The sequence below is a fragment of the Kitasatospora sp. NPDC001603 genome (assembly GCF_040298365.1).
Lineage (GTDB): Bacteria > Actinomycetota > Actinomycetes > Streptomycetales > Streptomycetaceae > Kitasatospora.
In genome coordinates this window covers 59,168-83,721 of record NZ_JBEPAA010000008.1, presented here as the reverse complement: position 1 = coordinate 83,721, position 24,554 = coordinate 59,168, and the positions used below count along the sequence as shown (strand labels likewise).

The window sequence follows — 24,554 nt, the reverse complement described above, 5'->3', positions numbered from 1 at the left end:
GCCAGACACATTCGAAGGATCTTTCGTGGGGGAAAACACCCGCGTCCCACGCGGTGGGACGCGATCGCCAGGACGTCGGCTCGCGCTGACGGCGGCGCTCGCCGGCCTGATACTCGGCACCGCCGGCCCGGCCCTGGCCGACGACCGGCCCGCGGACCGGCCCGCCGTCTCCGACTCACCGATGAGGGCGGCCTCCGAACGCGCGAAGAAGGAGCGGAAGCCGGTCGCGGTCGAGGAGTTGACCTCCGAGACGACCCAGACGGTGGCCAACGCGGACGGCACCTTCACGCTGACCGACCACGTCCAGCCGGTCCGGGTGAAGCGCGACGGCTCCTGGTCGGCCGTGGACGCGACCCTGGGGAGGAACGGCGACGGCACCTTCTCGCCGAAGGCCACCCCGGCCGGGCTGGCCCTCTCCGGTGGCGGCTCCGGCCCGCTGGCCACGCTCACCGACGCCAAGGGCCGCCGGCTCTCCGTCACCTTCCCGGTCGCCCTGCCCGCTCCGGCCGTCACGGGTGACAGCGCGACCTACGGCAACGTCCTGCCCGGCGTCGACCTGCGGGTCATCGCCAACGACCAGGGCGGCCTGCGCGAGGTCCTGGTCGTCCACGACGCCACGGCCGCCGCCGACCCGGCGCTGAAGTCCCTGAAGCTCGCGGTCGCCACCAGCGACGGGCTGACCGTGGCCGCCGACGAGAACGGCTCCGTCACCGCGCGGACCACCGACGGGACGACGGCGTTCACCGCGCCGACCCCGGTCATGTGGGACTCCTCGACCACCGCCGGTACGGTCGCGGCGCGGCCCGCCGAAGCACCCGCCCCGGCGGCGCGCAAGGGCGAGCTCAGGTCGGCCCGCGTCGACGAGGCGCCGCCCGCCGCGCCCGCCCCCACCCGCTCCACCGAACGCGAGCCCGGCACCGGCGCGCAGCTCAAGCGGATCGCCGTGACGGCCGAGGCCGGCGCACTGACCCTGGTACCCGACGCGGGGCTGCTGACCGGCCCGGACACCGTGTGGCCGCTGTACATCGACCCCTCGGTCAGCCCGGTGACCAACGGCACCAGCCACTACGCCACGGTCCGGGAGGGCTGCCCCGGCATCGTCGCCTACGACGAGCCGCAGGACAACGGCCAGGGCGCCGGCTACCAGCACTGGAACGACTGCCAGGGCCTGTACCGGTCCTTCTACCAGATCGACACCAGCAACCTGACCGGTGACATGGTGGTCTCCCGGTCGGAGTTCCACATCACCGAGACCTACGGTGCGTCCTTCGACTGCAACCACACCGCGCCGGTGTCCCTGGCCACCGTCAGCGAGCTCGCGACCGACACCAAGTGGTCCAAGCAGCCCTGGGTGACCGGCGACGGGTGGCTCGGCGGCGCGCAGTACCCGAAGAGCTCCAACATCTCGAACCACTGCGGCAACCACGAGGCCGTGTTCAACGTCACCGGCCAGATGCAGAAGCTCGTCGGCCACAACTCCAACTGGACCGTCGGCATCTTCGGCAACGAGACCAAGTCGTCGGGCAACAACGACTTCATGCGGTTCAACACCAATCCGTACGTGGTCACGGTGTTCGACATCGCGCCCAACGCCCCCGACATGATCAGCGTCAGTCCGCAGCCGCACAGCCCGGACAGCAACGGCTGCGACGGCGTGAACATCGGCTGGATCGGCAACTCCGGCACCACCGGCAGCGCCTCCAACATCACCCTGAACGCCCGGCTCTCCACCAAGATGAGCGGTGTCAACCTCCAGGCCATGGCGCACGTCTGGGACAACATGTCCAACGACGGCGGTGGCAACCCGGCCAGCAAGTCCTGGCCGTGGAGCGCGTCGGTGAGCAACTGGGGCACCGTCTACGACAACGTCGGCTTCACCGTCGAGGACGGCCACCAGTACGGCTGGAACATGATCGCCAGCGACGGCACCCTGACCGGCCCCAGCTCCCCCTACTGCTACTTCAACGTCGACCTGACCCCGCCGAGCATCCCGACGGTCGCCGACAACGCGGCCTTCCCGCCGCTCGGCAGCGACAGGACGCCCACCGGCCACGCCGGCGCCACCGGGGCCAAGGTGCGGGTCACCGCCAACGACCCGGTGCCGGGCGGCTGCACCCGCGGCAGCTGCGTCAGCAGCGGGATCGACCGGTTCGAGTACTCGCTGGACGCCAACATCCCCGGCGGCGGCCCGTCCGTCCCCGCCGTCCAGGCGGCCGGCGGCACCGCGACCGCGGACGTCCCGATCAGCGTGAGCAGCGCCCAGTGGGGCACCCACACGCTGTTCGTGCGCGCCGTCGACAAGGCCGGCAACACCCAGGGCACCGTCGCCCAGTACAGCTTCTTCGCCCCGTTCGACCCCAGCGCCAAGGTGGCCCCGGGCGACCTGAACGGCGACGGGGTCCCGGACCTCGCCGCCACCACGACCGCCGGCGACCTGGTGCGCGTCCCGGGCGGCGGCTCCACCGAGGACCTCGAGACCATCTCCACCCCGGCGACCAGCCCCGACGGCACCGGCTGGAACAACTACCTGGTCGCCCACCGCGGCACCCTCACCGCGGCCATGGCCGACGACCTGTTCGCCTATCAGAAGACGACCCACAAGCTGTACCTGTACCAGAACGACGCCAACACGGCGGGCGGCACCACGGGCCACTTCACGCTGACCCAGAACGTCGTCCCCCTCAACAACTCCGCGGGCTGCCCCGCCAAGGGCTCGGACGGCACCTGGAACAAGGTCACCCAGATCCTGGCACCCGGCAAGCTCGCCCAGATGGCCGACGTACCGGACCTGGTGACGGTCGACAACGCGGAGCTCTGGTACTTCCCGGGCACCTACCAGGCAGGCTGCAACCTCGCCGCCGGCGTGAAGATCGGCACCGGTGACTGGTCCCGCACCACCCTGCTCGCACCGGGCACGGTGAACGGCGTCCCCACCCTGTGGGCCCGCGAGAACGCCACCGGCGCCGTCAGCAGCTTCCCGCTGACCTTCGACGGCAACGGCGTCCCGACCACCCGGATCACCGCTCCGACCAGGGCCCCGCTGACCTCCGGCGTGCTCGACACCGCCGGTAAGAACATGTGCCTGGACATCAACGGCTCGAACACCGCCAACGGCACGCCGGCGCAGATGTACAGCTGCAACACCACCGACGCGCAGAGCGCCGCCCTCGGCACCGACAGCAGCGTCCACCTGCTGGGCAAGTGCCTCGACGTGAGCCGCGGCGGCCTCGACAACGGCAGCCCGGTCCAGCTCTGGGACTGCAACGGCACCGGCGCCCAGAAGTGGGTCCCCGGTCCGTTCGCCGGCTCGCTGCTCAACCCGCAGTCCGGCCGGTGCCTGGCCGACCCCGCGGCGTCCAACACGCCCAAGACCCAGCTGATCCTCTGGGACTGCCTGACCGACCACGCCGAGCAGGTCTGGGCCGCGACCACCACGGGCAAGGCCCTGCCGCCGGCCCAGCCGGTCCTCCCGACCGGCCTCGGCGACCGGCTGGCCCCGACCGTGGCCTCCCCCGGTGACGTCGACGGCGACGGCAACCCCGACCTGTACGGGACGTCCGCCACCGGCACCGTCACCCGGCTCCCGGGCGTCCGGACGCCGGCCGCCCAGGCGGCCGACCGCTGGAGGCTGACCGACACCACCGACAGCCGGCGGGCCAACGACCTGACCGTGGCCGGCGGAGCGGCCGTCGGCCCCGACGCCACCCGGGGCACGGTCCTGAACCTGCCCGGCGGCACCGGCTACGCGGTCAGTGCCACCGGCTCCGTCGACACGCGCAAGAGCTACACCGTCTCCGCCTGGGTCAAGCCCGGCGACCTGGCCAACACCTCCGTGTTCGTCAGCCAGGGCGGCACCAACAACGTCGGCCTCCAGCTGTACTACTCCGCCTGGGCGCACGCCTTCGCGTTCGGCCGCAACGTCGACGACTCGGCCGTCGACACCTTCAACGCCGTCTACGGCCCGACCACCGGCGGCCTCAGCCCCAGGATCAACACCTGGACCCACCTGACCGGGGTCTACGACGCCGGCACCAAGCAGCTCCAGCTCTTCGTCAACGGCGCCGCGGCCGGTGCCGCGGCCTACGCCGGCACCGAGTGGAACGCCACCGGGCCGGTCCAGATCGGTCGGCGGGTCCTGGCCGGCGGGTACGCCCAGTACGCGACCGGCGCGGTCGGCGACGTCGTGATCGTCCCGTCCGCGCTGCCCGCCACCGCCGCCGCGGCGCTGGCCACCGACACCGCCCAGTTCGACGCCCCGGTGCTGCTCGGCGACGTCCACCGGCCCACCGACCGGTGGAGGCTCACCAACTCCGCCGACGAGATCCGGCCGGCCAACAGCCTCACCGTCTCCGGCTCGGCCTCGTTCGTCAACGACACCACCCGCGGCACCGTCCTCGGCCTGTCCGGCGCCACCGACGCGCTGGCCACCACCGGCGGCCCGGTCGTCGACACCGCCAGGAGCTACTCCGTCTCGGCCTGGGCCTACCTGACCGGGACGAACGACTACGCGACCGTGGCGGCCCAGTCGGGTACCAGCGTGAGCGCCTTCTACCTGCAGTACTCGAAGGCCTTCAACGCCTGGACGTTCGTCTCGCCGTCCGGCGACTCGACCGGACCGGCCTCCTACCCGGCCGCGTTCGCGAGCAAGCCGCCGGCCCTCAACACCTGGACCCACCTGGTCGCCACCTACGACGCGCCCGGCCAGACCATGAGCCTCTACGTCAACGGCAAGCTCGCGGCCACCGCCGTCAACTCCACGCCGTGGGCCTCCACCGGCCCCCTGACCATCGGCTCGGCCAAGAACGGGAACAGCTTCCCCGGCCGGATCAGCGACGTCCAGACCTGGACCAGCGCGCTCTCCCCGGCCGCCGTCGCCTCGCTCGACTCGGAGCAGCCCGTGCTGACCCAGCTCGTCTGATCCAGCTCGTCCGACCCAGCTCGTCCGACCCGCTGGGCCGGTCCATGACGTCGGCCTCCGGGACCCGCCAACGGTCCCGTAGGCCGACGTTCCGCTGTGCGGCGCCCCTGCGGACGGCTAGCCGAAGACCGCCCGGCGGAAGGCGTTGCGCAGGTCGGTGAGGGGCTGGGTCTCGCGGCTGTAGTGCACCTTGTTGGTGAGCAGCAGCGCCCAGCGGCCGAGCCGGCGGGAGACCCAGATCCCGGTGCCGGTGAAGCCGTAGTGGACGAAGGTGCCGTCGGCGGGGTCGGTGCCGGGGGCGCAGAGCCAGGACAGGCCGCGCGCGGGGGCGAGTCCGCCGGTCTGTTCGCGCAGCGACTCGGCGATCCAGGGCCCGGCCCAGGGCAGCGCGGCCGGCGGGTCGACCAGGGCGGTGAGGAAGCGTTCGAGGTCGCGGGCGGTGGAGAAGGCGCCCGCGTTGCCGCAGACGCCGCCGAGCAGCCGGGCCGACGGGTCGTGCACCACCCCGCGCAGCGGGGCGCCGACGGCCCGGTCGTACTCGGTGGGTGCGGTGCGGGCGGCCGACGCCGGACCGAGCGGGCCGAAGCGGGTGTCGGTCATGCCGAGCGGGCGCCAGACCTGCCGTTCGGCGAGCGCGTCGAGCGGGGCGCCGGCCAGGTCCTCGACCAGGTGGCCCAGCAGCACGGCGGCACGGTCGGTGTACTCGACGGCGGTGCCGGGCGGGCGGTGCAGCGGGGCGGCGACGACGCCGGCCCGGATCGCCGTCCGGTCCCGGCCGTAGCGCTGCTCGAACTCGGTGCGCAGCGGCAACCCGGCCGTGTGGGCAAGGAGTTGACGGGCCGTCACGTGCCCCGTCGGCTGCCCGGCGGCCGGCGGCCAGTAGTCGCCGAGCGGGCGGTCGAGCGGGAGCCGGCCGGCCTGCCGGAGCGCGCCCGCACACGGCCAGAGCGCGACGATCTTCGTGAGGCTGGCGAGGTCGAAGAGCGTGTCGGGCCCCATCTCCAGCCCCTCGTACGGGCCTTGGCCGAGCACCCCGACGGAGCCCCGGCCCCGCTTGCCGGCGGCGTCACCGACGGCCCAGACGCCGCCCGTGCCGACCCGGCGCAGGCCCGCCTCCACCAATCGCTCCAACTCCCCGCCGGGGGCGCCGAGCACGGCCGGCGGGTCGGGGGCCGCGGCCCGTACCGGCTGCTCGTCCACGCCTGCCCCCGCCCGCTCGGCCACCGGTCCGCCCGGAGCCTACCCAGCGGGCGGGCGGTCAGACGGCGGGCACGCCGCCGAACTCCTTGCCGAGGCAGATGCTCTGCGGGTGGTCGCGGTAGATGCCGAACTTCTGGATCGGGTCGTAGCCCTCGGATCCGTAGAGCGCGACCGCCTCGGGCTGCTCGGTGCCGGTCTCCAGCACGAACCTGGTCCGGCCGGCCTCGGCGGCGGTCCGCTCCAGGCGGCGCAGCACCGTCCGCGCGAGGCCCCGCCCGCGGGCCCGGGGGACGACGAACATCCGCTTCAGCTCGGCGTCGCCGTCGCGCAGGCCGTGCGGGCCGGCCTGCTTGGCGCGCCAGCCGCCGCAGGCCACCGGCTCGCCGTCGAGGTAGGCGATCAGGAACAGACCGGCCGGCGCCTCGAAGTCGTCGGGGTGCAGCTCGGTGAGGTCGCCCTCGCCGTAGCGGCGGACGTACTCCTCCTGCACCTCCGCCGAGAGGCGCTGGGCGTCCGGGTGGCCGTAGCCGGTGACGCGGATCTCGATGAGGTCGCCCTTGCCGTCCCGCAGCTCGGCGGTCCCCGTGATGCTCTCCATGGTTGAAGAGACTACGACCTCGGGTCAGCGGCCCTCGAACCGGGCGACCAGCTCCTCCTTGCCGAACATCCGGGCGGTGTCGACGGCGGACGGCGTACCGGCCGTCGGGTCGGCGCCGCCCGCCAGCAGGGCGGTCAGCACGTCCTCGGCGCCCTTGAAGACGGCGCCGGCCAGCGGGGTCTGGCCGCGGTCGTTGGCCCGGTTCGGGTCGGCGCCGCGCGCCACCAGGGCGGTGACGGTGGCGGCGTGCCCGTGGTACGCGGCGAGCATCAGCAGGGTGTCGCCGCGGTCGTTGGTCAGGTTGGCGGGCGCGCCGGCGTCGACGTAGGCGGCGAGGGTGTCGGTGTCACCGGCCCGGGCCGCGTCGAAGAGCTTCCCGGCCAGCTCGATCACCTCGGAGTCCGGGGCGTCGGCGGGCTGCTGGCTGGCGGCGTCGGTCATGGCGGGCCTCTCCTGGGCGTTCTCGAGCACCCCGGGCCTCGCCCGGGAGCTTCTCGGTCTGTCGGTCGCGCGTACCGCACCGTAGCGGCCCGGTGCGCGGACGATCCAGCGCACGTCCGGACTTCGGACGCCGGCCGGACCGCGGCATTCCCCCACACGACACACGGGCGGGAAGGTTTCGCCGCCGTTCGAGCGAACTTCCCGGTCCCCCCGGTGCCTTCCCGGCCACCCGCCGGGAATGCCTCGCCGCGCCGGTACACGGGGCCGCCGGGCCCCGTTCCGGGCGGTTCGCATACCTCCCCCCGGCGCCCATCCGGGTATTGGCCGAGAAGACCACCCATTTGCACCGTTCCATCATCTATTACTTTTTGTCACGATTAAGGCACATTCCGTGACACTGTCCCTGTCCCCCTCCCCGAGGAGCAGAGCGTGATCCTCTCGATTTCCGGCATCGTCCTGTTCGGCACCATCGCCTTTCTCTTCTTCCGCAGGGACGGACTAAAGGTCTCCCACGCGATCGTCTGCGCCCTGCTCGGCTTCTACATCGCCGGTTCCTCGATCGCTCCGAGCATCACCGCGGGCGGCGCCAGCCTGGCCAGCCTGCTCGGCGGCCTCAAGTTCTAGCGCGGCCACTCCCCCGTACGGGCCCGGGCGCGGATCCCACCGCCCCCGGGCCCCGTCGTACACCCGACGCCGACCCCCTGAACCCGACCGTCCCACTCGCCCGGGGAGCCAAGGAATGCCGCTCAACCGCCACCTCAGCAAGGGCCGCGACCTCGCCCGCACGGCCGGCGACCACGCCTCCGACATGTTCGCGCCGCTGACCGTCATCGGGCGCGGGATGCGCCACCACGTCGCCTGGGCCAAGAGCCGCTGGCAGGCCACCCCGAAGGACCGGCGCGGACCGACCGTCTTCCTGGTCGCCGCCATGCTGCTCGGCATCTACCTGCTGCCGCACGGGCTGCTGTTCGCGCTGGTGGCCCTGATGGCCAGCGCCGCCTGGAACGGCCGCTCCCCCAAGGCCCCGGCGGGCCCGCCCGAGCCGGACGTCGTCGACGTCAAGCTCACCGCCCTGTACGCCGCGCTGACCCCGTACCTCGCCTCGCCGGACGACCTCAGCCCGCTCTACCACCACGAGGGCGGCTACAAGGACGTCTTCGGCTCCTGGGAGTTCGACGCCGAGGGGCGGCTCTCCCGCCTGGAGCTGGTCTACCCGGCCTACTTCACCGACACCGAGCCCGCCGCCCGGGCCCGGATCGAGCAGGTCGTCCAGGGCAAGGCCGGCCGCGCCCGGGAGTACCGCTTCGACTGGGACGAGGAGTCCAACCGGCTGCGGATCGCCGCCCTGGCCCCGCTGCCCACCGACATCGCGGCCCAGCGCTTCGTGACCACCCCCGGCGAGATCGTGCTGGGCTTCACCGACGAGGCCGGCAGCGCCCGGACCATCCCGGTTGGCCAGGGCGGCGCCGTCACCCAGCAGCCGCCGGTGGTCTGGCGCACCGGCCCCCGCTCGGGCGAGCCGCACCTGCTGGCGCTCGGCGTGACCGGCTACGGCACCTCCAGCCTGATCCGGTCGATCGCGCTCCAGGCGCTGCCCCACGGCGACCTGGTGGTGATCGACGGCGCCGGCACCGGCGAGCACGCCTGCCTGGTCAGCCGGCCCGGCGTGCACACCGTGGAGACCAGCCTGCACGGCGCGCTGGCCGCGCTGGAGTGGGTCGCCCAGGAGACCGAGCGCCGGCTGACCGCGCTGAACGCCGCCCGGCACGCGGGGGCGGCCGCGCCCGAGGACGTCACCCGGCCGCTCTGGCTGCTGCTCGACCACCCGACCGAGCTGAGCGAGCTGGCCCACGCCGAGGGCCGGCCGGACCCGCAGGAGCTGCTGGAGCTCCCGCTGCGGCACGGCCGGGCCGCCCGGGTCACCGTCGTGTTCGCCGACGACATCGAGGCCCGGGACCGGATCACCCCGACCGTGCGGGCCACCACCCGGGCCCGCGTCCTGCTCGGCCCGACCGGCCCCGAGGAGTCCTACGGCACGCTCGGCGCGCCGCTGGACATCGTGCCCGCCGCGCACGCCCCGGCCGGCCGCGGCTACGCCCGGATCGGCACCGGCACACCGGTCCGCCTCCAGGTGCCGGCCACCGTCGACCCGCTGGACGAGGAGGCCCCGGCCCAGCTGCGCGAGGCGGTGATCGCCCTGCTCCCGCACCGCGACACCCGGACCGAGGCGGCCGCGCCGGTCGACGTCCCGCCGCGCCCGGCCGGCCCGCCGCCGGTACCGGTGGCCGAGCCGGTCCAGCAGCCGCAGGCGGTCGACCTGGGCAAGGAGCACGCGCCCCTGCGGTTCCGTCCACTGGCCTGAAAGGGGCCCGCCGGGGCGGGGCGACGTAGGGCGGTGGATCCCGTCCCGGTAGGCTCGTGGTGGAAAGGCCGACCGATCACCAGATGTGAAATAGGTGACACCTGGGGTGATATCCACGGCCAGATGTGACAAATCGGGCGCCGGTGGGTACAAACAGGGGCGGCACGACAGACGACGCATGTCCCGGGACGGGAATCTTCGTCGGAAGCCGAGCGTTGACCGAACGACGAAGAACAGCGACCACTAGTCCTGTGGGCCATAAGCCCGGGAGGCACGATTCATGAGCGAGCGAGCTCTCCGCGGCACGCGACTCGGGGCCACTAGCTACGAGACCGACCGTGGTATCGATCTGGCTCCCCGCCAGACCGTCGAGTACGCATGTCAGAACGGACACCGATTCGAGGTTCCTTTCTCGGTCGAGGCGGAGATCCCCTCGGCCTGGGAATGCCGCTTCTGCGGCCAGGAGGCAGTACTCCTCGACGGTGACGAGCCTGAGGAGAAGAAGACCAAGCCCACGCGTACCCATTGGGACATGCTGATGGAGCGCCGCACGCGCGAGGAGCTGGAGGAGGTGCTGGCCGAGCGGCTGGCCGTACTCCGCTCCGGAGGGATGAACCTCGCGGTACACCCGCGGGACACCCGCAAGAGCGCCTGACCCGTTTCCCGCCCCGGCGGGAGCACGCGAAAAGGGACCCTGGCCCCCAGGGTCCCTTTCGCATGTCCGGGCCCTTCGACGGCGGCCGCCCCGGCGCGCTGATGCCCCGGGGCGGCCGCCGTCGCCGGTCAGCCCTTCAGCGGCGGACGGTAGGTGGTGTCCGGGCCCTGCGGGCCGGCGCCCGGCTCGACCACCTCGCCCTGGATGACCTTGCCGTCCGGGCGGTGGATGCGCAGCTGCTCCTGCAGCCGCACCGCGTCCGCGAGCGGATCGGCCCCGAGGCCGGCGGTGCTGCGCAGCGCCTTGTCCGCGAAGCGGCGCCCGGCGGCCCGCCAGAGCGCCCGGGTCGGCGGGAGGAGCAGGGTCAGCGCCAGCGCGTCCGAGAGGAAGCCCGGCAGCATCAGCAGCAGGCCGGCCAGCACGGTGAGGCTGGTGCCGGTCTGCGGCTGCTGCGACTTCGGGTCCCGGCTCTGGTCGATCGCCGCGGACAGCGCCTTCAGCCCCGCGCGCTTGATCAGCGAGCCGCCGATCAGGGCCCCGGCGATCAGCAGCAGCACGACGGTCAGGCCGCCCAGCCACGAGCCCACCTGGACCAGCAGCCAGATCTCCAGCACCAGCCAGGCGGTGACCACCAACGGCAGCACCCGGCGGAGCTTTCCGCGCCGGGCCTGAGGGGCAGGGGTAGCTTGCTGGGTCACGGTACGAATCCACTCCATAGCGGTGCTCTGCGCGCCGCACGGGAGATCCGGGCCGGCTACGGCACCACCTGGTCCAACGACCGGCCGCCGGCCGGTGTTCCACCGCCGCCCGGGCCGACGGGCCCGCCGACCGGCCGCGCCGGGGTCAGGAGGCCGTCGGGCCGGAGGGCTCGGAGGCGGCCGGGCCGGTCACCCGGCGGCGGCCGATCAGCAGGGCCGCCCCGCAGGCCAGCAGGCCCGCGACGGCCAGCGTCCACTCGGGCGCGACGCCCACCCGGTCCGCCACCGTCGTGCCGTCGCGCAGCGGGACGACGGCGGACAGCTCGGCGGCGGTCAGCTCCTCGGTGCGCTGCTGCACCGAGCCGTCGGGGGCGATCACCGCGCTGATCCCGCTGGTGGCGGCGATCAGCACGGCCCGGCCGTGCTCGACGGCACGCAGCCGGGACATCGCGAGCTGCTGCTCGGGCTGGCCGGTCTTCGCGTAGGTCGCGTTGTTGGTCTGGACGACGAGCACCCGGGCGCCCTTGTCCACGGTGTCGCGGACGATCTCGTCGTACGCCACCTCGAAGCAGATGACGTCGCCGATCTTCGCCGGGCCCAGCTGCATGACGCCGTTGTGGTCGCCGGGGTAGAAGTCGCGGGCGACCCGCTGCAGCCGGGTGATCACCTTCATCAGCTGGTCGCGGAACGGCACGTACTCGCCGAACGGGACGGGGTGCTGCTTGGTGTAGGAGGCGCCCGGGCCGGTCTTCGGGTCCCAGACGATGCCCTCGTTCTGGACGTGCCGCTCGTCCGGCCCGTCCACCAGGGTGCCGACCAGGGTGGGCACGCCGACCGCCTTCACGGCGTCGTCGATGCGCCGGTAGGCCAGCGGGTCGCTGAACGGGTCGAGGTCGGAGGAGTTCTCCGGCCAGATCACCACGTCCGGCTTCTCCACCCGGCCGGCCTCGATGTCGGCGGCGAGCTTCTCGGTGGCGGCGGCGTGGTTGTTCAGCACCATCATCGGCCGGCCGAGGAAGTCCATCCCCGGGTTGGGCACGTTGCCCTGGATCAGGGCGACCTTGACGGTGTCGGCGGCCGCGGTGGGCACCGGGACCAGATAACCGGCCAGCAGGGCCGCGACGGCGCCCAGCGCGGCCAGCGCGGCGGCCCGGGGCGCCCGGCGGGGCCCGCGCAGCCGCAGCGCCGCCCAGGCCAGCAGGGCACCGGCCAGCGCGACGGCGAAGGTCACCAGCGGGGCGCCGCCGATCGCGGCGAGCGGGGTGAACGGGGTGGCGGTGTTGGCGAACGCGAGGCGGCCCCAGGGGAAGCCGCCGAGCGGCAGCCGGTCACGGGCCCACTCCTGGGTGATCCAGAGGCAGGCCGCCCAGAGCGGCCAGCCGGGCAGCCGGGAGGTGAGCGCCAGACCGGAGCCGAGGGCCGCCAGGAAGAGCGCCTCGATCACCGAGAGGCCGACGGTGGCGTCCCAGCCGACCACCCGCAGCCAGCTGAGCAGCAGCAGGAAGAACGGCAGCCCGAAGGCGAAGCCCGTCCAGGCGGCCTGCCGGACGGTGCGGCCGAGGGTGAGCAGCGAGAGCGCGGCGACGCCCACCAGCGAGAGCGGCCAGAGGTCGAACGGCGGGAAGGCCAGCGCGAGGAGCAGCCCGGCGAGGACGGCCAGGCCGGTGCGGGGCAGTCCGGCGCGCACCTTGGCGACGGCGCGGGCGGCCCGGCCGGGGGCGGGGGCGTCCGACGTCACGGACGCCCCGGGGAGGGCGTCCGACCGCTCCTGTGTGACGTGGAGTGCCACCGGCGCACCATCTTCCTGGTCGGGCTGTCCGCGCTTGGCTGTCCGTTGGCGCGTTCTTCACCGCCCGTTGAGTTCGGACGCTGTGCGAAAGACGGTACCCCGGAACCGGCCCCGCGCGTGAGGCCGGGTGGCCCGCCGAGCAGCGGGTTCCCGGCCCTGGTGGGGCGGTGTCAGCGCGGGCTGTAGCGGACCGTGCGCAGCGGCCAGTCGGCGGCGAGCCAGGCGGCCACCGCGCGGTACAACGGGGCGTCCAGCTCGGCGCGGTCGGCGCGGACCCAGGAGCTGACCGTCGTGGTGGCCGGGTCCTCGTGGTCCGGGTAGATGTACACGCAGCCGACGACGTCGCCGCCGGGGTCCGCCAGCACGGTGTAGGTGAAGCCGCGGCGGTGCTCGAAGTCGGCGGCGTGCCGGCGCAGGTCGGCCAGGTTGCGCTCCGGCGTCATGCCCTCGGCGGGCGGCCAGCTGCCGGTCCAGCCCGGGGTGGCGTGGATGTGGTCGATGCTCGACGTCCAGGCCGCGAGGTCGGAGTCGTTGTGCTGCTCGCCGAGGGGCTCCAGGCGGAACCCCTCGGCGGCGAGGGTGCGGGGGACGACGAAGCCGGCGGGTACCAGCGGATGATCACTCATGCCGGTCAACCTACGCAGCGCGGGCCGCCCCGGTCACCCGGACCTACCGCGCGGCCGCCCGCTCCGCCACCGCCCGGTGGACGGTCCGGCCGCGGACCACGGTGCGCAGGCAGACCGGCAGCGGGCGGCCCGGGGTGAGGTCGGGCAGCCCGGGGGTGCCGGAGCGCGGGTCGGTGGACCAGCCGGCCACCCGGGAGTCGGGGGCCTGGACCACGAGCTCGTCGGCGGCCCAGACCGCGTAGCTGGCGATCGCGCCGGGGACGAGCACGCCGTCCTGGTCGCGGCCGATCGCCCGCCAGCCGCCCCGGGTGTGGGCGGTGAAGGCGGCGCGGGCCGAGATCCGGTGGTCGAGGGTCCGGTGGAAGGCCGCCGCGCGGACGGTGCCCCAGGGATCGAGCGGGGTGACCGGGGCGTCCGAGCCGAAGGCCAGCGGGACGCCGGCCCGCAGCAGCGCGGCGAACGGGTTGAGCGCGGCGGCGCGCTCGGCGCCGAGCCGCTGGACGTACATGCCGTCCGGGCCGCCCCAGGCGGCGTCGAAGGCGGGCTGCACGGAGGCGGTGAGGCCGAGCTCGGCGAAGGCCGCGACGGACGCCCCGTCCAGTGCCTCGGCGTGCTCCACGCGGTGGCGCAGCGCCCTGACGCGGTCGGCGCCGACCCGCTCGCCGGCCGCCCGGACGCCCGCGAGGACGGCGCCCACGGCGGCGTCGCCGATGGCGTGGAAGCCGGCCTGCAGCCCGGCCTCGGTGCAGGCGGCGACGTGGTCGGCGACCTGCTCGGCGCTCAGGTAGGAGGCGCCGGTGTGGTCGGCGTCGGCGTAGGGGCTGTGCAGGCAGGCGGTGTGCGAGCCGATCGCGCCGTCGACGAAGAGGTCGCCGCCGGCGCCCACCGCGCCGAGCCGGCGGGCCGTCTCGACGCCGCCCAGCTCGCCCCAGTAGCCGAACACCTCGGGCCCCTCGCCGTCGGCGGCGAGGTCCAGCAGCGCGGCGAGGTCCTGCTCCGAGGAGATCTCCGGGCCGGCGCACTCGTGCAGCGCGCCGATGCCGAGCTCGGCGGCCCGGGCCAGCGTCGCGCGCTGGGCACGCCGGCGCTGCTCGGGGGTGAGGTGCGCGAGCGCGGTCCGGCGCACGGCGTGGTGGGCGTCGCGGGTGAGCGGGCCGTCGGCGGAGAAGCCGGGCCGGTCGGCGAGGCCGGCGGTGAGCGCGCGCAGCGCGGTGGTGGCCAGCGCGGAGTGCACGTCGGTGCGGGAGAGGTAGAGCGCGGCGCCGCCGGCGGCCGCGTCCAGCTCGGCGAGCGTCGGCGGTCGGCCCTCGGGCCAGCCGGTCTCGTCCCAGCCGTGCCCGATGAGCACGCCGCCCGGCTCGGAGCGGTCGGCCGCGAAGGCGGCGAGGGCCTCCAGCGCGGCGGCGAGCGAGGGCAGGCCGGTGAGGTCCAGACCGGTGAGCGCCAGACCGGTGGCGGTGGCGTGCACGTGGGCGTCGACGAAGGCGGGGGTGACCAGGGCGCCGTCGAGCTCGACGATCTCGTCCGCGGCGTCGGCGTACGCCTCGGCCGCGCCGTCGCTGCCGACCCAGGCGACGTGCTCGCCCTCGACGAGCATCGCGGTGGCGAAGGGGTCGGCGGGGCTGTAGACGGCGCCGCCGCGCAGCAGGACGGTTCGTGGGCCCCTCTGGCCCGAGGGCGGGCCGGGAGGGAGGGTGCGTTCGGTCATGACGCCAAGTCTGCACCTCCCGGAGGTGCGGTCAGAGCTTCGGGGGCCTCGCCTCGTAGGGCGTCGAGAGCACGACGGTGGTGCGGGTGGAGACGCCGGCCGCGCTGCGGATCCGGGCCAGCAGGTCCTCCAGGTCGCCGGGGGCGCCGACGCGGACCTTGAGGATGTAGTTCTCGTCCCCGGCGACGCTGTGGCAGGCCTCGATCTCGGGCAGCCCGGCGAGCCTCTCCGGGGTGTCGTCCGGGGCGCTGGGGTCGAAGGGCTTGACCGAGATGAAGGCGGTCAGCGCCAGCTCGACCGCGTCGGGGTCGACGATGGCGGTGTAGCCGCGGATCACGCCGCGCTGCTCCAGACGGCGCACCCGCTGGTGCACCGCCGAGGTGGACAGGCCGGTGGCCTTGCCCAGGTCCGTGTAGCTCATCCGGCCGTCCTCCAGGAGCAGCTGAACGATGCGTTGGTCGAGATCCTCCACAAGGCGCAAACCTACCCGGTCGGGGGCGCGCGCGGCGCCACAGCGGGCGCGCACGGTGTCACTCGCGGCCGCGCCGGGTGCCGGGCGGGCACATGCCGGGCGAATGTGGCGAAGGACACACCCGGTGCATCACAGTGCACCGGCCTGCAGGATTATGAGTCCGCGTCGGCGGGAAGTGCTGGTTGTGGCCCCGGGCGACCACGCCGGGCCCGATCCGAGGGGGATCACCATGCGTGCAACTGACCGGCACTCGCTGAGCGCCGACGACACCCACGATATGACCGGCCGCGAGGATCTCGCGGTCCCCCACGAGCCGTCGGCGGGGGTGGATCCGGGCGAGGGCGAGACCTGGGACATCGTCCGGGTGCACTGCCCGGAGTGCCGCCGTCCGATCGCCCTGGTGGGCGACGAGGAGCGGCTGCCGCAGCACGCCGTGCTGCCGACCGCCTGGCACCCCTTCTCGCCCGCGCTCTGCCCGGGCTCGGGAGCGCCGACGGACGACCTGGCGGAGGTGGAGTCGGCGGAGGACGCCGGGACCGCCGGTCTGGAGGCGCTGCTCGCCCTCCCGTCCGAACTCGACTGGCGCACCCAGCCGTTCTCCCACGCCGTGGCGCACCGCCCGGTGCGGACGGCGCCCGCGCCGGCCATCCCGCAGCAGCGCAGCCGGCTCGTCCGGCACTGACGGCCGCGCCCGTCCCGGGGGTTGACCGGCCGTCAGCCGACGGCCGGTCCCGACCACCGGGGCGGGAGACGCCTCCGGGCGTCACTCCGCACCCTGGAGTGACGCCCGGAGGCCGTTACGGGGGCCGTCAGCCGGAGGTGAGGTGGCGGCCGATCACCAGGCGCTGGATCTGGTTGGTGCCCTCGACGATCTGCAGCACCTTGGCCTCGCGCATGTAGCGCTCGGCCGGGAAGTCCTGGGTGTAGCCGTAGCCGCCGAGGACCTGGACGGCGTCGGTGGTGACCCGCATCGCCGCGTCGGTGCAGAACAGCTTGGCCATCGCCGCCTGCTTGGAGAACGGCCGGCCGGCGTCGCGCAGCCGGGCGGCGGCCAGGTAGAGCGAGCGCCCGGCCTCGATCTGGGTGGCCATGTCCGCGAGCATGAAGGACAGGCCCTGGAACTCGGCGATCGGTCGGCCGAACTGGCGGCGGGTACCGGCGTACTCGACCGCGAGGTCGAGCGCGGCCTGGGCGACGCCGATCGCGCAGGCGGCGATGCCGAGCCGGCCGGAGTCCAGGGCGGCGAGCGCGATCTGGAAGCCCTGGCCCTCGCTGCCGATCAGCCGGCCGCGCTCGACCCGGGCGCCGTCGAAGTGCAGCTGCGCGGTCGGCGAGGACCGCATGCCCATCTTGTGCTCCGGCGGCGCGGCCGACAGGCCGGCCACCCCGGCGGGCACCAGCAGGCAGCTGATGCCGCGCGCGCCCGGCTCGCCGGTGCGCACCAGGGCGCTGTAGAAGTCGGCCTCCCCGCCGTGGGTGATCCACGCCTTGGTGCCGCTGACCACGTACTCCTCGCCGTCCAGGTCGGCGCGGGTGCGCAGCGCGGCGGCGTCGGAGCCGGACTGCGGCTCGGAGAGGCAGTAGGCGCCGAGCTGCTCGCCGGAGAGCATGCCGGGCAGCCAGGCGGCGCGCTGCTCGTCGCTGCCGAAACCGGCCAGGGCGTGGCAGGAGAGGGTGTGCACGCTGACCCCGAGGCCGACCGCCAGCCAGCCGCCCGCGAGCTCCTCCAGGACCTGGAGGTAGACCTCGTAGGGCTGGTCGCCGCCGCCGTACTTCTCCTCGTAGGGGAGGGAGAGCAGACCGGCCTCGCCGAGGGTGCGGAACACCTCGCGCGGGAAGCGGCCGGCGGCCTCGTCCTCCGCCGCGCGCGGCTGGATCTCGCGCTGGACCAGCTCCCGGGTGAGGCTCAGCAGTTCGCGGGCCTCGTCGGTCGGCAGCTGGCGTTCCACGGCGTTCGCTGGGGACGGGGTCATGGCGGCTGGTCGCCTCCTCGTTCGGGCACCGGGCCCTGGTGTGGCGGGCCCGACGCGGGTGTGGCACGTCGGGCCGACCGGCACCGGGTTACGGTGAACGGCCGTTCACATGCGTGGCGAAGTGAGTATGCCCGATCCCGGCGCTGCCGTCACGACCTGCACGGAATCACTGTCCGTCCTGGCGTACGGGCCCCCGTAGGGTTGCCGATGTGGCCTCTTCCGAAACGTCCAGCACCCCTCCCGGCGGCCCGGCCGCCCCCGCGGCCGGCGGGGCTCCGGACGCGCTCGGCGCACCCGGAGCGCCCGCCGCGCCCGAGGGCCTCCCCGACCTCGCCGGCCTCGCCGCCGGGCTGCGCGCGCTGGCGCCCTCCTGCGGCCCGGTCCGGCTGGTCGCGGTGGACGGGCACGCCGGCTCCGGCAAGACCACCTTCACCGGCCGGCTGGCCGCCGCGCTCGGGGGTGCGCCGGTGGTCCACCTGGACGACCTGGCCACCCATGCCGAGCCCTTCGGCTGGACGGAGCGGTTGCGCACCCAGGTGCTCGACCCGCTGGCCGCCGGCCGGGACGCGGCGTACCGGGTGTACGACTGGACGCTGGGGCGCTTCGCCGGCACCGCGGCGGTGCCGCTCGCCCCGGTGGTGCTGATCGAGGGCGTCGGCGCCGGCCGGCGGGCGGTGCGGCCCCGACTGGCGCGGCTGATCTGGATGGAGCTGGCCGCCGAGGACGCCCGGCGGCGCGGGGAGGAGCGGGACGGTCCGGCCCTGGCGGAGTTCTGGGCGGGCTGGGCACGGGCGGAGTCGGCGCACTTCGCCGCCGACCCCAGCCGCCCGTACGCGGCCACCATCGTCGACGGAGTGACCGGGCGGATCGCACCGAGCACCGTCGGTGAACCTTCAACAAGCCCTTGACCTGCGGTGTCACCAGGACTTAGGTTCTCCTCAGTTGCCGAGGTTGTTGATCGCGCAACATCGGACTCGGCATCCCCGGCTTGTTCCCCCGTGAGCCGGGGGTGCCGTCCCCCCTCCCGCCGCCCGGACCCCGCCCGACCGGGGCCGAGGCCCGGCCGGATCGCACCGGCGCCCAATCCCCGCGCGCGCGATCGCATTTGACTCCGCACGGCACTCTTCCGGATCAGCGCCGCGCCGGTACGATTCCTGGAGGCGCATATGCGCCCCGGGGGCTATCGACGACCGGCCGGCTTCTCCGCACCTCGAATCGCCGACCGAGCCCCAGGCACACCGCGGGGGGCGTGAGTGACGACGGTGGACAGTTCCGACGGCAACAACACGGGCGGCCCGGCTCCGAACCGGCTCGCCGACCGCGCCTGGCTGCGTGCCATGGACGCCTACACGGCGGGCGCGTACGCCCGCGCGGAGGAGGAGTTCCGCGCGGCCGTGCGGCTCGATCCGGGGATGGCCGACGCCTGGCTCGGCCTGCACGCCCTGCGCAGCGACACCTCCGGGGCGCTGCTCGCGATGTACCGCCACCGGACCCGGTTCGGCGAGCAGCGCCGGCTCCACCGGCGCCCGCTCAGTTCCTGGTACTGGCTGGGCTGGTGGGTGCAGCCCGTCCTGGAGGACAGCCGCGACCTGGCGCTCGCGCACGCCTCGCACTGGCTGGACGGCCGCCATCTCGCCGAGCTGGACAGGGCGTTGGAGCAGTGCCCGGTCCCGGAGGAGGACCCGTCCGCGCGCTTCCTGCACGCGTGCCGGTCCTACCTCCTCAAGGACTGGGAACAGCTGATCCGGGACACCGACCGGCTGCTGGACGACCAGTTGCTGGGCATCGAGGCCGGGCTCTTCGCGGGCATGGCGCGGGTCCGGCTGGACATGTGCGCCCAGGCGCAGGCCCCGCTCGCCGCCTCGCTGGCCCGCTGCCGCTCCGAGCAGCCGCAGCGCAAGGAGCTGCGGTACTGGCTGGCCCGGGCCTACGAGGGCGCCGGGCGCAGCGCCGCCGCGCTGCCGCTCTACCGGGCGGTGCACCGGGCCGATCCGGCCTTCATGGACACCGCGACCCGGCTCGCCGCGATCTCCGCCGAGGACGGCGTGGTCGACGCGCTGCTGGACGCGGTGGGCGGCCTCGGACGTGAGGGCGGGAAGCCCTCGGGCGGCGACGAGGCCTTCGACGCGCTGTCGCTGGGCCTGGACACGGTGGGCGCCGAGGAGGCCGGGCTGGACGACGCGGCGCTGGAGGCCTCGGGGTGCGAGGCCCCGGGCCTCGAAGCCGCCGGGTACCCGGGCGAGGCCTACCCCGGTGAGGCCCTCTCCGGCGAGACCTACCCCGGTGAGCCCTACCCCGGTGAGCCCTACCAGGCCGCGCCCTGTTCCGGCGAGCCGTACCGGACCGAGCCCGGCCAGAGCGAGGCGTACCCCGCCGGGGCCTTCCCGGCCGGGACCGGTGGGCCGGGCGCGCAGGAGCCGCCGGGGGCGGGCGCGGCCGCCGACCGGGAGGCCGGACCGGCGCTGCCCGCCGGTGAGCGCTCCGGCGCGCCGCTGCCCCCCGCCGGCTCCGGGCCCGCCGTGCCGGTCCGCGGCGAGGCGCCGCCCAGACCCGCGGGCGGCTACCCGGCCGCCGGACGCGACGGCGACGAGCGGGAGCTGGACGCGGCGCTGGCCGAACTCTCCCGGATGGTCGGCCTGGAGCCGGTCAAGCGCCAGGTCCGGGCGCTCTCCGCGCAGTTGAGGATGTCCCGGCTGCGGGCGGCGCAGGGCCTGCCGGTGCAGCCGCCCAAACGCCACTTCGTCTTCTCCGGCCCCTCCGGTACCGGCAAGACCACCGTGGCGCGCATCCTCGGGCGGGTCTTCCACGCCCTCGGGCTGCTCTCGGGGGACCACCTGGTCGAGGCCCAGCGGGCCGACCTGGTGGGCGAGTTCCTCGGCCAGACGGCCGTCAAGGCGAATGAGCTGATCGACTCCGCGCTGGACGGCGTGCTCTTCATCGACGAGGCCTACAGCCTCTCCAACTCCGGCTACAGCAAGGGCGACGCCTACGGCGACGAGGCGCTGCAGGTGCTGCTGAAGCGGGCCGAGGACAACCGCGACCGGCTGGTGGTGATCCTGGCCGGCTACCCGGAGGGCATGAACCGGCTGCTCGCCACCAACCCCGGCCTCAACTCCCGCTTCACCACCCGGGTCGACTTCCCCAGCTACCGCCCCGGCGAACTCACCGCGATCGGCGCCGCGCTGGCCGACCGGGACGGCGACGGCTGGGACGAGGACGCCGCCGAGGAACTGGCCAGCATCTGCATCCACGTGGTCCGCGAGGGCTGGATCGACGACCTGGGCAACGGGCGGTTCATCCGCACCCTGTACGAGAAGTCCTGCGCCTACCGGGACCTGCGCCTCTCGCTGCTGCGCGAGCCGCCCGGGCGCGAGGACCTGGCGACCCTGCGGCTGCCGGACCTCGTGCAGGCGTACGGCGAGCTGATCGACGGCCGGGGCTGAGCCGGCGGAGCGGGTCCGCCGGCTCCGCCGCTCAGCCCCCGAGCACCGTCGCCTCCCGCTCCGCGTCCAGGCCGACCACCGGCCGGTCCGGGCGCTGCGGGGCGGTGCCGCCGATGGACCGCAGCCAGGCCCAGGTGTCGGCGACCGTCTCCGCGACCGGGCGGCAGCGCAGCCCGGCGGCGACCGCCTTGGCCACGTCGGAGCCGTGCACGGTGTCGTGCAGCTCGCCCGGCGGGACCCAGACCGGCAGGTCGCTCCACGGTTCGATGCCGGCCGCCAGGATCCGGTCGGGCTCCGTCCAGCGCAGCTCCGCGTCCGAACCGGTGGCCCGGACGCAGGCCTCCAGCAGCTCGCCCATGGTGGCGTGCCCCCGCGGGCTGACCAGGTCGTACGCACCGCCGTGGCCGGCCACCAGGGCGTCGAGGGTCCAGACCGCGATGTCCCGGGCGTCGATGTACTGCACCGGCAGGTCGCGCGGGCCGGGGGCGAGCACCGGGCCGCCGCGGGCGATCCGGCCCAGCCACCAGGGCAGCCGGCCGATGTTCTCGTACGGACCGATGATCAGCCCGGCCCGGGCCAGCAGCGCCCGGTCGCCGAAGGCGTCCAGCAGCGCCAGCTCACCGCCGCGCTTGGCCTGCGGGTAGGCGACCTCGCCGGCGTCCGGCGAGCCCTCGACCAGCGCGGCGCTCTCGTCCGCCCCGGCCGGGGTCGGGTACGCGTACACCGACCGGCTCGACACGTAGGCGTAGCGGCCGACCCGGCCGGCCAGCAGGCGGGCGCTGTCGCGCACCGCCGAGGGCGCGCCGGACCAGGTGTCCACCACCGCGTCCCACTCCCCCTCGGCCAGCGCGGCCAGGCCGTCCTCGGCCCGCCGGTCGCCGTGCAGCGCCCGCACACCGGCCGGCGGCGCGTGCGTCCCCCGGTGGAAGACCGTCACCTCCCACCCGCGCTCCAGCGCCTCCTCGGTCACGGCCCGACCGACGAACTCCGTCCCACCCAGCAGCAGCAGTCTCATACCGACCACCCTGCCGAGCGGACGGCGTTCTGGGAACGGCCGCATGCTCAGGGCAGAATCGCCCACAGCGGAACCCGGCGGCCCGGGAGGGCGGCCGCCGGGACGGGCCGTCAGGCGGCGGAGCGGTGGTCCGGGTCGTGCACCTCGCCGACCAGTTCCTCCACCACGTCCTCCAGCGTCACCACGCCGAGCGTGCGCCCGTCCTGGTCGACCACCGCGGCCAGGTGGCAGGCGGCCCGGCGCATCGCGCCGAGCGCGTCGTCCAGCGGGAGCGTGCCGCGCACCACGGTGATCGGGCGCCAGAGGCGGGCCGGCACCGGCGCCGCCTGGTCGTCGACGTCCAGGATGTCCTTGAGGTGCAGGTAGCCCAGGTAGCCGGGGCCGGCCGGGTCGCCCTCGGTGACCGGGAAGCGCGAGAAGCCGGTGCGCAGCGCCAGCTCCTCGACCTGGGCGGCGGTCACCTCGGTGTCCACGGTGACGAGCTGCTCGGGCTTGAGCAGCACCTCGGTGACCGGGCGGCGGCCCAGCTCCAGGGCGTCCTCCAGGCGCTCCTGGCGGCCCTCGTCGAGCAGACCGGCGTCCCGGGAGTCGACCAGCAGGTACATCAGCTGCTCGGTGGTGAAGACCGACTCGACCTCGTCCTTGGACTCGACCTTGAACAGCCTCAGCACGGCGTTGGCGAAGGCGTTCAGGAAGAAGATCACCGGTGCGAGCCAGCGGGCCAGCCGGTCCAGCGGCGGGCCGAGCCGGAGCGCGGCCTTCTCCGGCCCCGCCAGCGCGAGGTTCTTCGGCACCATCTCGCCCATCACCATGTGCAGGAAGACCACCACGGCCAGCGAGATCCCGTAGGAGAGCGGGTGCATCAGGCCGGCCGGCACGCCGAGGGCGTGGAACGGGCCCTCCAGCAGGTGGGCGATGGTCGGCTCGGCGAGCGCGCCCAGGCCCAGCGAGCAGACCGTGATGCCGAGCTGGGCGGCGGCGAGCATCGCGGAGACGTTGGAGAGCGCGTGCAGCACGGTGCGGGCGCGCTTGTCGCCCGCCTCGGCGAGCGGTTCGATCTGGCTGCGCCGGACGGAGACCACCGCGAACTCGGCGCCGACGAAGAACGCGTTGCCCAGCAGGAGCAGGACGGCGAGGGCCAGTTGGAGCACGGTCATCGGGCGCCGCCCTCGTCGTCACCGGGGCGCGGGCGCCCGCTCGTGCGCTCCACCCGTACCCGGCTGGTGCGGTGGCGGTCCACGGCCTCGACGGTGAACCGCCAGCCGGGCAGCTCGGCCTGCTCGCCCGGGACGGGAAGCCGGCCGAGGAGGTCCGAGACCAGGCCGGCCAGGGTCTCGTAGGGGCCGTCGGGCGCGTGCAGGCCGATCGACTCCAGGTGGTCGATCCGGGCCCGGCCGTCGGCGGCCCAGACCGGCAGCCCGTGCAGCGGCGGCAGCGGGATCAGTTCGGGGGTGTCGGCGGGGTCGTGCTCGTCCTGCACCTCGCCGACCAGCTCCTCGACGATGTCCTCGACGGTGACCACGCCGGCGGTGCCGCCGTACTCGTCGACCACGATGGCCATCGGCTGGAGCCGGCGCAGCTGGTCCAGCAGGCGCTCGGCGGGGAGCGTCTCGGGCACCAGCAGCGGCGGCACCGCCAGATCGCCGACCCTGACCAGAGCGCGCCGGGCGGGCGGCACCGCGAGGGCGTCCTTGAGCGTGACGGTGCCGGTGACCTCGTCCAGGCTGTCGGTGTAGACCGGGAAGCGGGAGAGGCCGGTGGCCCGGGTGAGGTTGAGCACGTCGGCGGCGCTGGCGTCGCGCTGGAGGGCGGCGACGTCGATCCGCGGCGTCATCACCGACTCGGCGGTGAGGTCGCCGAGGCCGAGGGTGCGCACGAACAGGGTGGCTGACTCCTCGTCCATCACCCCGGCCCGGGCCGAGTGCCGGGCGAGCGAGCCCAGCTCGGCGGGGGTCCGGGCATGGCCCAGCTCCTCCTGCGGCTCGACGCCGAGGGCGCGGACGGTGCGGTCCGCCGAGCCGTTCAGGAAGCTGATCAGCGGGCGGCAGGCGTGCGAGAAGGCCATGTGCGGGGCGGCCACCGAGCGGGCCACCTGGAGCGGCCGGGAGATCGCCCAGTTCTTCGGGACGAGCTCGCCGATCACCATCTGCACCACGGTGGCCAGCAGCATGCCGACGATCACCGCGACGCCCCGGGCGGCCCCGTCGGGCAGGCCGACGGTGGTGAACACCGGCTTCAGCAGGACGGAGAGGGCCGGCTCGGCGAGCATGCCGACCACCAGCGAGGTGACGGTGATGCCGAGCTGCGCGCCGGAGAGTTCGAACGAGAGGTGCCGCACGGCGCGGACGACCCGGGCGGACCGGGCGTCGCCGGCTTCGGCGGAGCGCTCCACCGCACCCCGCTCCACGGTCACGAAGGCGAACTCGGCGGCCACGAACAGGCCGTTGGCGAGGATCAGCAGGAACGCCGCGAACAGCAGCAGCCAGGCGGTGATCACAGTGCCGCCTGCCTTCCGATACCGGGAAGCCGGGCGGCGCGGGTACTACCGGACGGATCGTCCATGGACGGGGGGAGTCACTCCTCAAGTCGTTTCCGCGCAGGGCCCGCTGTCGGGCGGCGCCGGTCAAATGGCATGGCTTTGCCCTGCTTTTTACCA

The 24,554-nt window shown here is 74.5% G+C and carries 19 protein-coding genes; 7 read left to right on the top strand and 12 right to left on the bottom strand.

All coding sequences use genetic code 11. The annotated features are described in order from the left end of the window. Positions 1-25 precede the first annotated feature (25 nt). Positions 26-4,918, top strand: coding sequence for a LamG-like jellyroll fold domain-containing protein (locus ABT263_RS08065; protein WP_352288745.1), 4,893 nt, complete (start codon positions 26-28; stop codon positions 4,916-4,918). Between the two features lie 117 nt (positions 4,919-5,035). Here ABT263_RS08065 and ABT263_RS08060 read toward each other — a convergent pair whose 3' ends face one another. From ABT263_RS08060 to ABT263_RS08050, 3 genes are all read right to left on the bottom strand, one after another. Beyond that, positions 5,036-6,118, bottom strand: a complete 1,083-nt coding sequence (locus tag ABT263_RS08060) for a serine hydrolase domain-containing protein (RefSeq protein WP_352288742.1) — start codon at positions 6,116-6,118, stop codon at positions 5,036-5,038. Between the two features lie 58 nt (positions 6,119-6,176). Then, positions 6,177-6,665, bottom strand: a complete 489-nt coding sequence (locus tag ABT263_RS08055) for a GNAT family N-acetyltransferase (RefSeq protein ID WP_502885774.1) — start codon at positions 6,663-6,665, stop codon at positions 6,177-6,179. Between the two features lie 75 nt (positions 6,666-6,740). Further along, on the bottom strand, positions 6,741-7,157 hold the full coding sequence (locus tag ABT263_RS08050) for an ankyrin repeat domain-containing protein (RefSeq protein WP_329486509.1): 417 nt from the start codon (positions 7,155-7,157) through the stop codon (positions 6,741-6,743). A 429-nt stretch (positions 7,158-7,586) separates the two neighbouring features. Between ABT263_RS08050 and ABT263_RS08045 the strand changes: the two genes are divergently transcribed. The 3 genes from ABT263_RS08045 to ABT263_RS08035 all read left to right on the top strand — a co-directional run bounded on the left by ABT263_RS08045 (position 7,587) and on the right by ABT263_RS08035 (position 10,174). After that, entirely contained in the window at positions 7,587-7,781 is a 195-nt protein-coding gene (locus tag ABT263_RS08045) for a hypothetical protein (protein WP_327674940.1), read from the top strand. Between the two features lie 115 nt (positions 7,782-7,896). Beyond that, entirely contained in the window at positions 7,897-9,519 is a 1,623-nt protein-coding gene (locus tag ABT263_RS08040; protein ID WP_352288737.1) for a hypothetical protein, read from the top strand. 280 nt (positions 9,520-9,799) lie between these two features. Next, positions 9,800-10,174 (top strand): RNA polymerase-binding protein RbpA, encoded by a 375-nt coding sequence (locus ABT263_RS08035; RefSeq protein WP_030396357.1) that lies wholly within the window; start codon positions 9,800-9,802, stop codon positions 10,172-10,174. 128 nt (positions 10,175-10,302) lie between these two features. Here the strand turns inward: ABT263_RS08035 and fxsA are convergent, their stop codons facing one another. From fxsA to ABT263_RS08010, 5 genes are all read right to left on the bottom strand, one after another. Beyond that, entirely contained in the window at positions 10,303-10,872 is a 570-nt protein-coding gene (gene fxsA / locus ABT263_RS08030; RefSeq protein WP_329486512.1) for an FxsA family membrane protein, read from the bottom strand. A 145-nt stretch (positions 10,873-11,017) separates the two neighbouring features. Next, the gene (lnt, locus tag ABT263_RS08025; RefSeq protein WP_352288734.1) at positions 11,018-12,661 is read right to left on the bottom strand and encodes an apolipoprotein N-acyltransferase; all 1,644 of its coding nucleotides are present in this window, start codon (positions 12,659-12,661) and stop codon (positions 11,018-11,020) included. Between the two features lie 170 nt (positions 12,662-12,831). Beyond that, positions 12,832-13,287 carry a GNAT family N-acetyltransferase gene (locus ABT263_RS08020; protein ID WP_352288732.1) on the bottom strand — a complete coding sequence of 152 codons (456 nt, stop codon included), beginning with the start codon at positions 13,285-13,287 and terminating at the stop codon, positions 12,832-12,834. Positions 13,288-13,330: 43 nt separating this feature from the next. Next, entirely contained in the window at positions 13,331-14,995 is a 1,665-nt protein-coding gene (locus ABT263_RS08015; protein ID WP_352288730.1) for an amidohydrolase, read from the bottom strand. A gap of 31 nt (positions 14,996-15,026) precedes the next feature. Continuing rightward, positions 15,027-15,467 (bottom strand): Lrp/AsnC family transcriptional regulator, encoded by a 441-nt coding sequence (locus ABT263_RS08010; RefSeq protein WP_329486516.1) that lies wholly within the window; start codon positions 15,465-15,467, stop codon positions 15,027-15,029. Between the two features lie 229 nt (positions 15,468-15,696). On the opposite strand from ABT263_RS08010, the gene ABT263_RS08005 reads away from it, so the two are divergent. After that, entirely contained in the window at positions 15,697-16,149 is a 453-nt protein-coding gene (locus ABT263_RS08005; protein ID WP_329486517.1) for a hypothetical protein, read from the top strand. 127 nt (positions 16,150-16,276) lie between these two features. Here the strand turns inward: ABT263_RS08005 and ABT263_RS08000 are convergent, their stop codons facing one another. Further along, positions 16,277-17,440 (bottom strand): acyl-CoA dehydrogenase family protein, encoded by a 1,164-nt coding sequence (locus ABT263_RS08000; protein WP_329486518.1) that lies wholly within the window; start codon positions 17,438-17,440, stop codon positions 16,277-16,279. 350 nt (positions 17,441-17,790) lie between these two features. On the opposite strand from ABT263_RS08000, the gene ABT263_RS07995 reads away from it, so the two are divergent. Both ABT263_RS07995 and ABT263_RS07990 read left to right on the top strand, forming a co-directional pair. Next, positions 17,791-18,348 carry a uridine kinase family protein gene (locus ABT263_RS07995; RefSeq protein WP_352289002.1) on the top strand — a complete coding sequence of 186 codons (558 nt, stop codon included), beginning with the start codon at positions 17,791-17,793 and terminating at the stop codon, positions 18,346-18,348. A 429-nt stretch (positions 18,349-18,777) separates the two neighbouring features. Further along, positions 18,778-20,883 (top strand): AAA family ATPase, encoded by a 2,106-nt coding sequence (locus tag ABT263_RS07990; RefSeq protein ID WP_352288999.1) that lies wholly within the window; start codon positions 18,778-18,780, stop codon positions 20,881-20,883. A 31-nt stretch (positions 20,884-20,914) separates the two neighbouring features. Here ABT263_RS07990 and ABT263_RS07985 read toward each other — a convergent pair whose 3' ends face one another. The 3 genes from ABT263_RS07985 to ABT263_RS07975 form a co-directional block, all read right to left on the bottom strand. Beyond that, complete coding sequence (locus ABT263_RS07985; protein ID WP_352288728.1) at positions 20,915-21,898, bottom strand: NAD-dependent epimerase/dehydratase family protein; 984 nt, start codon at positions 21,896-21,898, stop codon at positions 20,915-20,917. Between the two features lie 110 nt (positions 21,899-22,008). Next, positions 22,009-23,055 carry a hemolysin family protein gene (locus ABT263_RS07980; RefSeq protein WP_352288726.1) on the bottom strand — a complete coding sequence of 349 codons (1,047 nt, stop codon included), beginning with the start codon at positions 23,053-23,055 and terminating at the stop codon, positions 22,009-22,011. Next, on the bottom strand, positions 23,052-24,395 hold the full coding sequence (locus ABT263_RS07975) for a hemolysin family protein (RefSeq protein ID WP_352288724.1): 1,344 nt from the start codon (positions 24,393-24,395) through the stop codon (positions 23,052-23,054). The genes ABT263_RS07980 and ABT263_RS07975 overlap by 4 nt, the downstream gene beginning before the upstream one ends. Between the last annotated feature and the right edge of the window lie 159 nt (positions 24,396-24,554).

Bases quoted from the DNA above. Each gene is read 5' to 3' on its own strand.
- ABT263_RS08050 (WP_329486509.1), bottom strand. From the start codon at position 7,157: ATGACCGACGCCGCCAGCCAGCAGCCCGCCGACGCCCCGGACTCCGAG.
- ABT263_RS08040 (WP_352288737.1), top strand. From the start codon at position 7,897: ATGCCGCTCAACCGCCACCTCAGCAAGGGCCGCGACCTCGCCCGCACG.
- ABT263_RS08035 (WP_030396357.1), top strand. From the start codon at position 9,800: ATGAGCGAGCGAGCTCTCCGCGGCACGCGACTCGGGGCCACTAGCTAC.
- ABT263_RS08020 (WP_352288732.1), bottom strand. From the start codon at position 13,287: ATGAGTGATCATCCGCTGGTACCCGCCGGCTTCGTCGTCCCCCGCACC.
- ABT263_RS08015 (WP_352288730.1), bottom strand. From the start codon at position 14,995: ATGACCGAACGCACCCTCCCTCCCGGCCCGCCCTCGGGCCAGAGGGGC.
- ABT263_RS08005 (WP_329486517.1), top strand. From the start codon at position 15,697: ATGCGTGCAACTGACCGGCACTCGCTGAGCGCCGACGACACCCACGAT.
- ABT263_RS08000 (WP_329486518.1), bottom strand. From the start codon at position 17,440: ATGACCCCGTCCCCAGCGAACGCCGTGGAACGCCAGCTGCCGACCGAC.
- ABT263_RS07990 (WP_352288999.1), top strand. From the start codon at position 18,778: ATGGACGCCTACACGGCGGGCGCGTACGCCCGCGCGGAGGAGGAGTTC.
- ABT263_RS07985 (WP_352288728.1), bottom strand. From the start codon at position 21,898: ATGAGACTGCTGCTGCTGGGTGGGACGGAGTTCGTCGGTCGGGCCGTG.
- ABT263_RS07980 (WP_352288726.1), bottom strand. From the start codon at position 23,055: ATGACCGTGCTCCAACTGGCCCTCGCCGTCCTGCTCCTGCTGGGCAAC.